The sequence below is a fragment of the Paenarthrobacter sp. DKR-5 genome (assembly GCF_018531425.1).
Lineage (GTDB): Bacteria > Actinomycetota > Actinomycetes > Actinomycetales > Micrococcaceae > DKR-5.
The window spans coordinates 151,968-164,768 of sequence record NZ_JAHBOI010000003.1 but is presented as its reverse complement, the minus strand read 5'-3'; the positions used below and the strand labels follow the sequence as shown (position 1 = coordinate 164,768).

The following is a 12,801-nucleotide window of genomic DNA, read 5'->3' as shown; positions in this document are numbered from 1 at the left end:
GCTCAGGCGATCCTGTCGATGATCAGCTGCTGGGCCGGGCGGTCGCCTTCGGGTCCGATGACGACGTCGCCCTCGAGGGCTTCCTTCGCCCGGTCGAAGCGCTCCGGGGTGTCGGTGAGCAGGGTCATCAGAGGTTCCCCGGCGCGCACCAGCGCACCCGGCTTGGCATGCAGCCGCACGCCCGCGCCCGCCTGCACCACGTCCTCCTTGCGGGCCCTGCCGGCACCCAGCCGCCAGGCCGCGACACCGACCGAGAGGGCATCCAGCTCCAGCAGGACACCGTCCGCCGGCGCATACACGGTCTCGGATTCGCGTGCCACCGGCAGCGCCGCCTCCGGATCGCCGCCCTGGGCGGCGATCATCCGGCGCCAGACGTCCATCGCCCGGCCGTCCTTGAGCGCCGCCGCGGGATCGGCGTCGTGCACGCCGGCGCCGGCGAGCATCTCCTCGGCGAGGCGCACGGTGAGTTCGACGACATCCTCCGGGCCGCCGCCGGCGAGTACCTCAAGGGATTCCTCGACCTCGATGGCGTTGCCCGCGGTCAGCCCGAGCGGTGTGTTCATGTTGGTCAGCAGGGCCACCGTCCTGACCCCGGCGTCGCTGCCCAGACCCACCATGGTCTCCGCCAGTTCGCGGGCACGCGCTTCGTCCTTCATGAAGGCGCCGCTGCCCACCTTTACGTCGAGCACCAGTGAGCCGGTGCCCTCGGCGATCTTCTTGCTCATGATCGACGACGCGATCAGCGGGATGGCCTCGACCGTGCCGGTGACGTCCCGCAGCGCATAGAGCTTCTTGTCCGCGGGTGCCAGGCCCGCGCCGGCCGCGCAGATGACCGCGCCGACATCGGCGAGCTGGCGCATCATTTCCTCGTTCGAGAGCGCCGCGCGCCAGCCCGGGATGGACTCGAGCTTGTCCAGGGTGCCGCCGGTGTGGCCCAGCCCGCGGCCGGAGAGCTGCGGCACGGCGACACCGAACACGGCGACCAGCGGCGCCAGCGGCAGGGTGATCTTGTCCCCCACACCGCCGGTGGAGTGCTTGTCCGTCGTGGCCTTGCCCAGCGAGGAGAAGTCCATCCGCTCGCCGGAGTTGATCATTGCCGTCGTCCAGCGGGAAATCTCGGCCCGGCTCATGCCGTTGAGCAGGATGGCCATGTTCAGCGCGGCCATCTGCTCGTCCGCGATCACGCCGCGGGTGTACGCGTCGATGGTCCAGTCGATCTGCTCCGGGCTCAGCGTGCCCTTGTCCCGCTTGGTGCGGATGATGTCGACGGCGTCGAACGATTCTGTCATCAGTCTTCCTTAGAGGTTCTGGGGGCCGAAGGCGTCCGGCAGCACTTCGTCCATGGTGCGGACGCCGCTCACGGTCAGCAGCACCATGCCGGGTGCGCGGTGTTCGTACAGCAGCTGCCGGCACCGCCCGCAGGGCATGAGCACGTTTCCCTTGCCGTCCACGCAGGCGAAGGCGACCAGCCGGCCGCCCCCGCCCATGTGCAGGGCGGACACCAGGGAGCATTCGGCGCAGAGCGTCAGCCCGTAGGAGGCGTTTTCGACGTTGCAGCCGGAGACGATGATGCCGTCCTCGGTGAGCGCCGCGGCACCCACCGGGAAGTTGGAGTAGGGGGCGTAGGCCCGGGACATGGCTTCCCGCGCAGCGCCGGTCAGGAGGTCCCAGTCGATCTCTGGCATGCGCTCAACCCTTGACATACGGGATGCCGTCCGCGGCCGGCGGCCGGGAGCGCCCCACCAGCCCGGCGACGGCGAAGATGGTCACCGCGTAGGGCAGCATCGCCATGAATTGGCTGGGCACCGGGGTGCCGATGATGGTGAGCAGGCTCTGCAGGTTGTCGGCGAAGCCGAACAGCAGGGCGGCGAGGAAGGCCCCGATGGGGTTCCACCGGCCGAAGATCAAGGCTGCCAGGGCGATGAACCCGCGGCCTCCGGAGATGTCCTTGGTGAAGCTGTCCACGGCCACGAGGGTGAAGAAGGAACCGCCGACGCCTGCGATGGCGCCCCCGAGGATCACGTTCCAGAACCGGATGCGGTTGACCTTGATGCCGACGGTGTCCGCCGCCTGCGGGTGTTCGCCGACGGCGCGGACGCGCAGACCCCACTTGGTCTTGAACAGGCCGAACCAGACGGCGGCCACGGCGATGTACATCAGGTAGCCCACCACCGACTGGCGGAACAGGATCGGCCCGATGATCGGGATGGCGGAGAGGAACGGGATCTCGATGATCGGCAGCCTGCCCGGGGCGTTGAAGTGCTCCGGGTCCCGGGTCAACACCGTGGAGAACAGGTAGCCGGTCAGCCCGGAGATCAGCACGTTGAGCACCACGCCCACGATGATCTGGTTCACGACGTACTTGATGCTGAAGATCGCGAGGATCAGGGACACCAGCGCCCCGGCGACGGCGGCGCCCAGCAGGCCCACGTACACGCTGCCGGTGACGGTGGAGAGCACCGCTGCGGTGAAGGCCCCGCCGAGAAGCTGGCCCTCGATGGCGATGTTCACCACGCCGGCCCGTTCGCAGAGCACGCCGGAAAGGGAACCGAACACCAGCGGGACGGCCAGGGTCACGGAACCGGCAATCAGGCCGGCCAGCGAGATGCTCGTGGTCCGAGCGCCGGCCACCACCCAGATCAGGAACCCGACGACGAACAGGGCCCCGAAGACGATCGGCACCCAGGCCGGAAGCTTTGCCGCGGCGCGGGCGAGGTAGACCGAGTAGCCGGCCAAGGCCAGCATCGCCAGCGCGCACACCCAGCCGCCCGCCACGCCGGAGACGGTCAGCGCGGGCAGCTGCAGCAGGTCACGGTCCGTTGAGATGCCGAAGGTGGCCGAAGCGCCCGGGGCCATGGAGCCGAAGACCACCAGCGCTGCCACGGCCACGACGCTGAGCGTCACCGGCACCTTCCAGCTGACCGGCTTGTCCACGGCCGCGGCCTTGGGGGACGTGGGGGTGAGTGTGGTTGCGCTCATGCCGCGCCTGCTCCCTCTGCAGCGGCAACCGCCGCCTTCTTGGTCTTCTTCTTGCGCGGGTTCAGGCCGAACACCGCGCGCACCAGGGGCGGCGCCGCGATGAAGAGCACGATCAGGGACTGGACCACGAGCACGATGTCGATCGGCGTGCCGGTGTCCGCCTGCATCGCGGTTCCGCCGGCCCGGAAGGCCCCGAACAGCAGGCCCGCCCAGAACGTGCCCCACGGCGAGGAGCGGCCCAGCAGGGCGACGGTGATCGCGTCAAAGCCAAAGGTCGCCGCGACGCCGCCGGAAAGCACCTTCTCGGTGCCGGCGACCTGGGCCACGCCGGCGAGCCCGGCGAGGGCGCCCGCGATGGCCATCACGAGGATGTAGCCCTTGGAGACGTTGATGCCGGCGGTCCGGGCAGCGCTGGGGTTGGCCCCGACCGCGCGGAACTCGAAGCCCACTGTCGAGCGGTTCAGCAGCCACCAGACGAAGACGGTGGCTGCGACGGCGACCAGGAAGCCCCAATGCAGCCGGAACTGCTCCCCCATCACCAACGGGTAGAGCGCGCTTTGGTCCAGCAGCGGCGAAATCGGGTTCGTGTTGCCCGGCCGCTGGAACGCCGGGGTGGTGAGCAGGAACAGCAGCAGGAACTGGGCGATGTAGTTGAGCATGATCGTCACGATCACCTCGTGCGCCCCGGTGCGCGCCTTCAGCAGGCCCACGACACCGCCCCAGACCGCGCCGCCGAGCAGGCCACCGACGATCACGAGCGCCAGGTGCAGGCCCACCGGCGGGTGCCAGGTGAAGCCGACCCAGCCGGCGAAGGTGGCGCCGATGATGATCTGCCCCTGGGCACCGATGTTGAACAGGCCGGCGCGGAAGGCCAGGGCGACGCCCAGGCCGGCGCAGATCAGCGGGGTGGCCACGGTGAGGGTCTCGGTGATCGGGTAGATCATGCCCTCGAAGGTCTGCGCGTTCGGGTTGAAGATCGAGCCCTGGAAGAGCGCGACGTAGGCACCGGACGCGGCGGTCCAGATCGCCGAGAGGGTGTCGGAGGGCCGGGCGAAGAAGTACGTGGCGGCGGCGCCGACCTTCTCGTCAGTGACGGCGATCAGGACTCCGCCGAGCACGATCGCGAGCACGACGGAGAGGAACGCCACCAGCGAGTTGCCGGTGAAGATCTGCCGCAGCAGGGACCCTCCCCCGTCGTGGCCCAGGTCCCCGCCCTGGCTGGCCACCGGCACCGGCGACGGCGGGATGCGGCCGTCCGCGGTGGCCAGGGCGGTGTCCGTGGCGGTATCCGCCGCTGTCTGCTCGGCGGCAGGTTCGGTGTTGAGGTTCTCAGGCATGTCCGCCTCCATCATGGCGCTCGGTGGTCGGGGTGGCGGCGGTCTCGTGCAGCCCGGCGGCGTTGCCGGCTTCCTCCGGCGGGATGCCGGCCATCATGAGCCCGAGCACGTCGCGGGAGGTGTTCCCCGGCACGATGCCGACCAGGCGGCCTCGGTAGAGCACGGCGATGCGGTCCGCGAGTTCGAGGACCTCGTCCAGTTCCGTCGAGACGATCATGACGGGGGTGCCGTGGTCCCGCTCGGCGATGACGCGCTTGTGCACGAACTCGATGGAGCCGACGTCGAGCCCGCGGGTAGGCTGGGAGGCGATGAAGAGGCGCAGCGGCCGGGAGAGCTCCCGGGCCAGCACCACCTTCTGCTGATTTCCGCCGGACAGGGTGCCGACGGCGGCCGTCACGGACGGCGTGCGCACGTCGAATTCGGAGATTTTCTTTTCCGCGTGGGCCGCGATGACGGAGGGCTTCAAGCCAATGCCCTTGGCGAAGGGCGCGCGGTCGTACCGGTCCAGGATCATGTTCTCCGCGATCGAGAACGCCCCGACCAGTCCGTCGACCTGCCGGTCCTCGGGAACGAAGCCGACGCCGGCGTCGAGCACCTGCTTGACGCTGCGGCCCAGCAGTTCCTTCCCGTCGAGCTTCACGGAGCCGCGCGCGTGCGGCTGGAGGCCCAGCACCGCCTCGGTCAGTTCCGTCTGCCCGTTGCCCTGCACGCCGGCGATGGCGAGCACCTCGCCCTGGGCGATATCGAAGGAGAGGTCATCCACCACGTGCTGGCCGTTGTGGTCGGTGACGGTGAGGTTCCGCACTGCGAAGGTCGCTTCCCCTGGCCGGGCCGGGGCCTTCTCCAGCGAGAGATTGACCGCACGGCCGACCATGGCGGAGGCCAGCTCGGTGGCGGACGCGCTTGGGTCAGCCGAGCCGACGACCTTGCCGCGGCGGATGACGGTGATCGTGTCCGAGATGGCCTTGACCTCGCGCAGCTTGTGCGAGATGAAGACCACCGAAGTGCCGTTGGTTTTGAGCTGGCGGATGATGTCCAGCAGCTCGTCGGTTTCCTGCGGGGTGAGCACGGCCGTCGGCTCGTCGAGAATCAGCACCTTGGCATCGCGGACGAGCGCCTTGATGATCTCCACCCGCTGCTGCACGCCGACAGGCAGGTCCTCGACAAGGGCGTCGGGATCGACGTCGAACCCGTATTTGTCGGAGATCTCCTTGATTTTGCGTCGTGTGGTGTCCAGGTCGAGCCGGCCGGCGCCCTTGGTGGTTTCGTTGCCGAGCGCGACGTTTTCGACCACCGTGAAGACGGGAATCAGCATGAAGTGCTGGTGGACCATGCCGATGCCGGCAGCCATCGCGTCCCCGGGGCCCTTGAAGACGACAGGTTCGTCGTCGACCAGGATCTGGCCTTCCGTGGGGTCATAGAGCCCGTAGAGGACGTTCATCAGAGTCGATTTGCCGGCGCCGTTTTCGCCGAGCAAACAGTGGACCTGGCCAGGTTCGACCAACAGGTCAATGTGGTCGTTGGCCACCAGGGAACCGAAGGTTTTGGTGATCCCCTTGAGTTCGAGTTTCAAGCTATCAACCGATCTCGTCGATGGATGGAGTCGCTCCCCAAGGCTAAGGCCAGCCTAGTGAAGCAAAAAACAGGCCGCCAGTGCCCGAAGCTGTGGCACTGGCGGCGCTGTCTTGCTGTTGCTGGTTACTGCTGCTGCGGGCTCGAAGGCGACTGCACCTTCACGGCACCGGAGATGATGTCCTTCTTCAGCTGGTCGAGTTCGCTCTTGGTGCCGGCGTCGATCTTGCTGTCGAAGTCGTGGAACGGAGCGAGGGCGACGCCGCCGTTGGCGAGGGTGCCGACGTACGGGGTCTTGGAGAACTTGCCGTCCTTGTCCTGCTTGATGACGGTTTCCACGGCGTCGGTCATGGTCTTCTGCACGGACGTCATGATGACGTCCTTGTACTCCGGCGCGGTCAGGTAGCCGTCCGAGTCAACCCAGATGAGCTTGTCCGTCGCGCCTTTGGCGTTGGCTTCCTTGATGGCCGCTGCGGCGCCGCCTCCAACCGGGCCGGCCACGGGCAGGATGACGTCCGCACCCTGGTCCAGGAAGCCCTGGGTGAGGACCTTGCCCTTGTCGACCTGCTTGAAGTCGCCGACGAAGGTGCCGTCCTTCTTGTCCTTGTCCCAGCCGAGGACCTGGACGGACTTGGACTTCTTCTGGTTGTAGTACTTCACGCCGTCGGCAAAGCCGTCCATGAAGATGGTGACCGTCGGGATGTTGAGGCCGCCGAAGGTGGCCACCTTGCCGGTCTTGGACTCCGCCGCAGCCAGGTACCCGGCCAGGAACGCCGCCTGAGCGGTGTCGTAGACGATCGGCTTGACGTTGTCCGGGAACTTCGGATCGATGTAGTCGACGATCGCGAAGTGGCTCTTGGGGTTGGCGGTCGCGATTTCTTTGGTGGCGTCGCCCAGCAGGAAGCCGACGGTGACGGTCAGCTTGCAGTTGGCCTGGACCATGGAGCGCAGGTTGGGGCCGTAGTCCGTGTCCGCCTTGGACTGGACGTGCTTCTCCTGGATGCCCAGCTCGGTCGAGGCCTTCTTCAGGCCTTCGTACGTGGACTGGTTGAACGACTTGTCGTCGAACCCACCGGAGTCGGAGACCATGCAGGCGGTGTAGTCGCTGGCCGACGCACTGGCGCTGCCGGTCGACGTCGGGGCGGCGCCGCACGCGGTGAGCATCAGCGCGGTGGCACTGATCGCTGCAGCGCCGGCAACGGTACGGCGCTGGAGCGCGCGCAGTGAGTTCTTCAATGTACCTCCAGGGGAATGGGCGGCTCCGTGAGTGAACGGGCCGTATGAGGTTAATTTAGTGGCCCGGGCCGCAGCTCGCTAACACGGAAGCCACCGTAGAGGCACATTGTTGAATATTTGTTACCAAGGAGTAAATCAAGCAGCAACCGGATGCCGGACGGCCGCCTCCGGCTGCTGCCTGGAACTCCCGCCGGCCTAGCCGACGCGGACGACCATCTTTCCGGTGTTGGCGCCCTTGAGCATGTCGATGAACGCCTGCGGGGCGTTTTCGAGCCCCTCGACGACTGTCTCGTCGAACCGGACGGTCCCGGAGGAGAGCCAGCCGGCCATCTTCTGCGCGAATTCCCCGGCGAGGTGCCGGTAGCTGCCCACCAGGAAACCGCGCAGCGTGAGCTGCTTGCCGATGGCGGTGGCCAGGTTCCGCGGGGCGGCCGGCGCCTCGGTGCTGTTGTACTGGGCGATGGCACCGCACAGCGCAATCCGTCCGCCGGGCTTCATCACAGCGATGGCGGCTTCGAGGTGGTCCCCGCCGACGTTGTCGAAGTACACGTCGATCCCCTCCGGTGCGGCCTGCCGCAGCTGATCCTTGACGGGCCCGTCGTGGTAGTTGAAAGCGGCGTCGAAGCCGAGCTCGAGCAGCCGCGCGACCTTCGCGTCGGACCCGGCGCTGCCGATGACCCGCTTCGCTCCCGAGGCCTTGGCGATCTGGCCGACGAGCGAGCCGACCGCGCCGGCGGCGCCGGAGACGAACACGGTATCCCCCGGCTGGAATGCGGCAACCTCGGTCAGGCCCGCATAGGCCGTGAGGCCGGTCATGCCCAGCGCGCCGAGGAAGGCCGAGGCCGGGGCGAGGGAGGTGTCCGCGATACTCGTGGCAGCGGCGTCCACCACCGCGTACTCGCGCCAGCCCAGGAAGTGAACGACGACGTCGCCGACGGCACGGTCCGCGGACCGGCTCGCGATCACTTCTCCGACGGCGCCGCCCTCCATCGGCGCGTCCAGCGCGAACGGTGCCGAATAGGACTCGACGTCGTTCATCCGCCCGCGCATGTAGGGATCAACGGAGATGAACAGGTTCCGGACCAGGACCTGCCCCTCGGCCAGTCCGGGCACGGGTGCCTCCGCCAGGCGGAAATCCGCGTCAGTCGGCCAGCCGACCGGACGGGCTGCGAGCTGGATTTCCCGGCCGGTGGCAGGCAGGGAGGTAGTCGTGGTGCTCATGCTGAGACCTCTTTCAGTTCGAGGGCGACGGCGATGTTTCCGCGCGTCGCGTTGGAATACGGGCAAATCCGGTGTGCCTCGCCGAGCAGTTCCTCGGCGTCCGGGCGGAGGACGGCGGGCAGGGCGACCTGCAGCGTGACCCCCAGCCCGTAGCCGCCCGCGGGGCCTTCCTCCTCGGCCAGGGAACCGAGGCGCACCTGCGCGGTCACTTCCGAACCCGAGACGTCGAGCCGGCGCCGGCGTCCGGCCAGGCGCAGCGCTGAATGGAAGCAGGCGGCGTAGCCGGCGGCGAAGAGCTGCTCGGGGTTGGTGCCCTCCCCGCTGCCGCCGAGCTCCCGGCCGTCCGGCGTGCTGGCTCGGCCGTTGCGTCCGTCCCCGGTGGCCACGGCGGTGGCGGTGTAAAGAGTCTTCATGAAGGGTCCTTTGCTGGGGAGGAGGGTGCCTGGGAGGAGGTGGTCGGCCCGGAGGCCGCTTCAAGGGCCGCGTTGAGCCGAACCAGTGTGCCGTGCAGCTGCTCCAGTTCCGCCGGGGACAGGCCGGCGGCATCGGCGAGGCGCTGCGGCACGGCGGCGGCGCGCTCCTGCAGCTGCCGGCCCTGGTCGGTGAGTTCGACCAGGACGCGCCGCTCGTCCTCGGCACTGCGCCGGCGCAGGACTATCCCGTGGGCTTCGAGCCGTTTCAGCAGGGGCGACAGGGTGCCGGAGTCCAGGCCCAGCTTCTCCCCCAGTTCGCGCACCGTGAGGGCATCCTGTTCCCAGAGCACCAGCAGCACAAGGTACTGCGGGTAGGTCAGGCCGAGCTCCTCGAGCAGCGGCCGGTACACGGCAGTGGCGGCTTTGGACGCCGAATACAGCGCGAAGCATACCTGGCGTCCCAGCGTCGGCTTTTCTGTCACACCGAAAGCTTACGGCGCAATTCAATTGCGCACAACTCAAATGACAGCCAAGCGGCGCACTCCCGCCGCGGCTGCGCGCTAGTGCAGGTCGCGCAGGCTCCGCAGGGCGGCTGCTGTCATGACCTGCACCCCGACGGCGAGGGCGCGCTCGTCCAGCACGTAGTCGCCGCGGTGCAGGTCGTAGGTTTCGCCGCCCGGCGTGCGGGTGCCGAGCCGCATCATGGAGCCGGGGATCTCGCGCAGGAACCAGGCGAAATCCTCCCCGCCCATGGACTGCGGGGTCAGCACCACGGCGTCCTCGCCCAGTTCGGCGCGCGCGGCGGCCTCGATGATCGCCGTTTCGTGCTCGGAGTTCACGACCGGGGGGACGCCGCGAATGTGCTCGAGGTCCACTTCGACGCCGAAGGGCGCCGCCACCTGCTTGACCACTTCATCGAGCAGTTCGCCGGCCGAATGCCACGCGTCGGCGTCCAGGCAGCGCATGGTGCCGGCCATGTAGCCGGTGGCCGGGATCGCGTTCGGGGCCGACCCTGCCTGGATCTGGCCCCAGACCACGGATACTGCGCTGCGGACATCGATGCGGCGGGACAGCACGGCGGGGACGTTGACAGCGATTTCGGCCAGCGCGAAGACCAGGTCCTCGGTCAGGTGCGGGCGAGAGGTGTGGCCGCCCCGGCCGGTGAGTTCAATCCGGACCGTGTCGGAGGCCGAGGTGATCGCCCCGATGCGGGTGCCGACATGCCCGACGTCGATCCGGGGGTCGCAGTGCAGGGCCATGATGCGCGGAACGCCGTCGAGCACGCCCTGTTCGATGCAATCCAACGCGCCGCCGGGCATAGTCTCCTCGGCGGGCTGGAAGATGATCCGCACGGTGCCGCCTAGCGGCCGTTCCTCGTGCATGTCGGCCAGGATCAGCGCCGCACCGAGCATCGTCGTGGTGTGCACGTCGTGGCCGCAGGCGTGGGTCACGCCGTGGTTCTTCGAGGCGAACGGCAGCCCCGTTTCCTCCAGGATGGGAAGCGCGTCGATGTCGCCGCGCAGCGCTGTCGCGACCGGGCCGGACCCGATGTCGACGAACAGGCCGGTGTTCTCCAGCCGCTGCGGTTTCAGGCCTGCCGCTTCCAGCGCGTCCACCAGTTTGTCCGTGGTGCGGAACTCCTTGTGCGAGAGTTCCGGATGGGCGTGCAGGTCCCGTCGGAACGCGGTCAGCGCCGGCAGGAGGGCTTCCAGCCGCGGGCCGATGGCGGGTGTCGGGTTGCTTTCACCGGTGTAGTTGCGCACCGGTCCAGTCTAGGCCGCGATCGCGTCGGGCTAGAGCACGTCCACGTCGCCGCTGGCCTTGAGCGCGTCAACGGTACCCTTGACCTTCTGTGCGTGTTCCTTGGTGGTGACCAGCAGGGCGTCGGGCGTGTCGACGACAACGACGTCCTGGATGCCGATCAGCGCGATCACCCGTTTGGTGTCCGAGACGACGATGCCGCTGGCGCCCTCGGCGAAGACGCGGGCGCCCTCCCCCAGCACGGTCAGGTTCCGGTTTTCACGGGCGTTGTGCAGCCGGCCGATGGCGGCGAAGTCCCCGACGTCGTCCCAGCTGAAGGTGGCCGGAATGACCGCAACGTCGCCGGCGTCCGCGGCGGGCTCCGCCACGGCGTAGTCGATGGCGATCTTCGGAAGGGTCGGCCACACGCGGTCGGTGACCTCCTTGCGGCGCGGAGTGTCCCAGGCCTGCGCGATTTCGGTCAGCCCGGCGTGAAGCTCCGGCTGGTTGCGTTCCAGGTGAGCCAGCAGCAGGGCAACCGGCGCCACGAACATACCGGCATTCCAGAGGTACTCTCCGCTGGAGACGTAACCCAGAGCGACTTCCTCGGTCGGCTTCTCCACGAACTCGCGGACCGCGAGGGCGCTCGGAGCGCCGTCGACGTCCAGGCCCTCCCCGGTGCGGATGTAGCCGAACCCGGTGGACGGATGCGTCGGCTTGATGCCGATGGTCACGATCTTGCCGGTGGCGGCCGTGAAGATGGCCTCGCGGACGGCCTCCCGGAAGTCCTCCTCCGGACTGATCACATGGTCCGCCGCGAAGGAGCCCATGATGATGCCTGGATCGCGCTCGTGCAGGATGGCAGCAGCCAGGCCGATCGCAGCCGCGGAATCCTTGGGTTCGCTTTCAAGCACCAGGTCGGAGTCGCTGAGCTCGGGGAGCTGGCGGCAGACCGCCGCCATGTGCGCTTCGCCCGTGACGACCAGCACCCGGTTCCCGGCCAGCGGACCGAGCCGGTCGTACGTCGCGCGCAGCAACGTGCTGCCGGAGCCGGTCAGGTCGTGCAGGAACTTCGGCGCCGCGGCGCGCGAGAGCGGCCACAGCCGGGTACCGACGCCTCCGGCCGGAATCACCGCGTGGAAACGGTCCAGAACGGCCCGTGCTTCGGGGGTTTGCTCAGTACTCATCGGCTTCACTCTAACGGACAGGACCTTTCGCGGCCCGGGACGCGGGCCGGCAGTGAGATAAGCGTCACAGCCTACGGCAGCGCTGGCCGGGGATCGGGGAATCAAATTGAACTAAGCTGTCAGCGAAGCCTAGATTGGGTTCAAACAACGAGTCTCTCTTGCAACGGCGTAACTCTCGTGTGGTTCTCATGCTGGCGCCCAAGAGACACAGGGAGGTTATACAGTGCCGACAAAACCAGCTGGCACCCTGTACCGCGGCCGTGAAGGCATGTGGTCCTGGGTCGGACACCGGATCACCGGTGTCGTGATCTTTTTCTTCTTGTTGGTGCACGTGCTCGACACGTCCCTGGTGCGCGTCTCCCCCGAGGTCTACACCTCGGTCATCGGCGCCTACAAGAACCCGGTCATGGGCCTGGGCGAGTTCGGCCTCGTCGCCGCGATCGTCTTCCACGCCTTCAACGGCCTGCGGATCATCGCGATCGACTTCTGGAAGAGCGGCCCCAAGTACCAGCGCCAGATGCTCTGGGCCGTCCTGATCGTCTGGGTCATCGTCGTCGCCGCCTTCGGCGTCCGCCACCTCTCCATCGTCTTCGGAGGGCACTAAGCCATGTCAGCAACCATTGAAACCCCGCGCTCGGGCCGGATCGCCCCTCAGTACCGCCGCTCCAAGGGCAACGGCGGCAGCTTCGAGATGATCGCCTGGCTGTTCATGCGCCTCTCCGGCATCGTCCTGGTGGTGCTGATCTTCGGCCACCTGTTCGTGAACCTCATGGTCGGCCAGGGCATCCACGCCATCGACTTCGGCTTCGTGGCCGGCAAGTGGGCCAGCCCGTTCTGGCAGGTGTGGGACCTGGCCATGCTGTGGCTGGCCATGCTGCACGGCAGCAACGGCGTGCGCACCATCATCAACGACTACGCCGAGCGCAACGCGACCCGGATGTGGCTCAAGGGCATCCTGTATGCCGCGGCCGCCGTCATCGTCATCCTGGGCACCCTGGTGATCTTCACCTTCAACCCGTGCCCGGTGGTCAACGGCGTCCCGCTCCCCGGCGGCTTCTGCCCAGCCCCGTAACCGAACCCTCCGGGGCCAGCTCCCCGGACACTGTCACTGAAGTC

13 protein-coding genes are annotated in these 12,801 nt (G+C 68.0%); 2 read left to right on the top strand and 11 right to left on the bottom strand.

The window, feature by feature from the left end:
* Positions 1 to 2: 2 nt before the first annotated feature.
* The 11 genes from KIH31_RS07065 to KIH31_RS07015 form a co-directional block, all read right to left on the bottom strand.
* Entirely contained in the window at positions 3 to 1,289 is a 1,287-nt protein-coding gene (locus tag KIH31_RS07065) for a thymidine phosphorylase (RefSeq protein WP_214426396.1), read from the bottom strand.
* Between the two features lie 9 nt (positions 1,290 to 1,298).
* Positions 1,299 to 1,685, bottom strand: a complete 387-nt coding sequence (locus tag KIH31_RS07060) for a cytidine deaminase (RefSeq protein WP_214426395.1) — start codon at positions 1,683 to 1,685, stop codon at positions 1,299 to 1,301.
* Between the two features lie 4 nt (positions 1,686 to 1,689).
* On the bottom strand, positions 1,690 to 2,979 hold the full coding sequence (locus KIH31_RS07055; protein ID WP_214426394.1) for an ABC transporter permease: 1,290 nt from the start codon (positions 2,977 to 2,979) through the stop codon (positions 1,690 to 1,692).
* Complete coding sequence (locus KIH31_RS07050; RefSeq protein WP_214426393.1) at positions 2,976 to 4,316, bottom strand: ABC transporter permease; 1,341 nt, start codon at positions 4,314 to 4,316, stop codon at positions 2,976 to 2,978. The genes KIH31_RS07055 and KIH31_RS07050 overlap by 4 nt, the downstream gene beginning before the upstream one ends.
* Entirely contained in the window at positions 4,309 to 5,889 is a 1,581-nt protein-coding gene (locus tag KIH31_RS07045; RefSeq protein ID WP_214426392.1) for an ABC transporter ATP-binding protein, read from the bottom strand. The genes KIH31_RS07050 and KIH31_RS07045 overlap by 8 nt, the downstream gene beginning before the upstream one ends.
* Positions 5,890 to 6,014: 125 nt before the next feature.
* Positions 6,015 to 7,124 carry a BMP family protein gene (locus KIH31_RS07040; RefSeq protein ID WP_250545647.1) on the bottom strand — a complete coding sequence of 370 codons (1,110 nt, stop codon included), beginning with the start codon at positions 7,122 to 7,124 and terminating at the stop codon, positions 6,015 to 6,017.
* A 195-nt stretch (positions 7,125 to 7,319) separates the two neighbouring features.
* On the bottom strand, positions 7,320 to 8,345 hold the full coding sequence (locus KIH31_RS07035) for an NADP-dependent oxidoreductase (RefSeq protein ID WP_214426391.1): 1,026 nt from the start codon (positions 8,343 to 8,345) through the stop codon (positions 7,320 to 7,322).
* Positions 8,342 to 8,758, bottom strand: a complete 417-nt coding sequence (locus KIH31_RS07030) for an Ohr family peroxiredoxin (protein ID WP_214426390.1) — start codon at positions 8,756 to 8,758, stop codon at positions 8,342 to 8,344. The genes KIH31_RS07035 and KIH31_RS07030 overlap by 4 nt, the downstream gene beginning before the upstream one ends.
* Positions 8,755 to 9,240 (bottom strand): MarR family winged helix-turn-helix transcriptional regulator, encoded by a 486-nt coding sequence (locus KIH31_RS07025; protein WP_214426389.1) that lies wholly within the window; start codon positions 9,238 to 9,240, stop codon positions 8,755 to 8,757. Before KIH31_RS07025 ends, KIH31_RS07030 begins: the two co-directional genes overlap by 4 nt.
* A 78-nt stretch (positions 9,241 to 9,318) precedes the next feature.
* Positions 9,319 to 10,521 (bottom strand): amidohydrolase, encoded by a 1,203-nt coding sequence (locus KIH31_RS07020; protein ID WP_214426388.1) that lies wholly within the window; start codon positions 10,519 to 10,521, stop codon positions 9,319 to 9,321.
* Positions 10,522 to 10,551: 30 nt separating this feature from the next.
* Positions 10,552 to 11,685, bottom strand: coding sequence for a mannose-1-phosphate guanylyltransferase (locus KIH31_RS07015; protein ID WP_214426387.1), 1,134 nt, complete (start codon positions 11,683 to 11,685; stop codon positions 10,552 to 10,554).
* A gap of 223 nt (positions 11,686 to 11,908) precedes the next feature.
* Here KIH31_RS07015 and sdhC point away from each other — a divergent pair, with 223 nt between their 5' ends.
* Both sdhC and KIH31_RS07005 read left to right on the top strand, forming a co-directional pair.
* Positions 11,909 to 12,289, top strand: a complete 381-nt coding sequence (sdhC, locus tag KIH31_RS07010; protein WP_214426386.1) for a succinate dehydrogenase, cytochrome b556 subunit — start codon at positions 11,909 to 11,911, stop codon at positions 12,287 to 12,289.
* Positions 12,290 to 12,292: 3 nt separating this feature from the next.
* Complete coding sequence (locus KIH31_RS07005) at positions 12,293 to 12,757, top strand: succinate dehydrogenase hydrophobic membrane anchor subunit (protein WP_214426385.1); 465 nt, start codon at positions 12,293 to 12,295, stop codon at positions 12,755 to 12,757.
* The last annotated feature ends 44 nt before the right edge of the window (positions 12,758 to 12,801 follow it).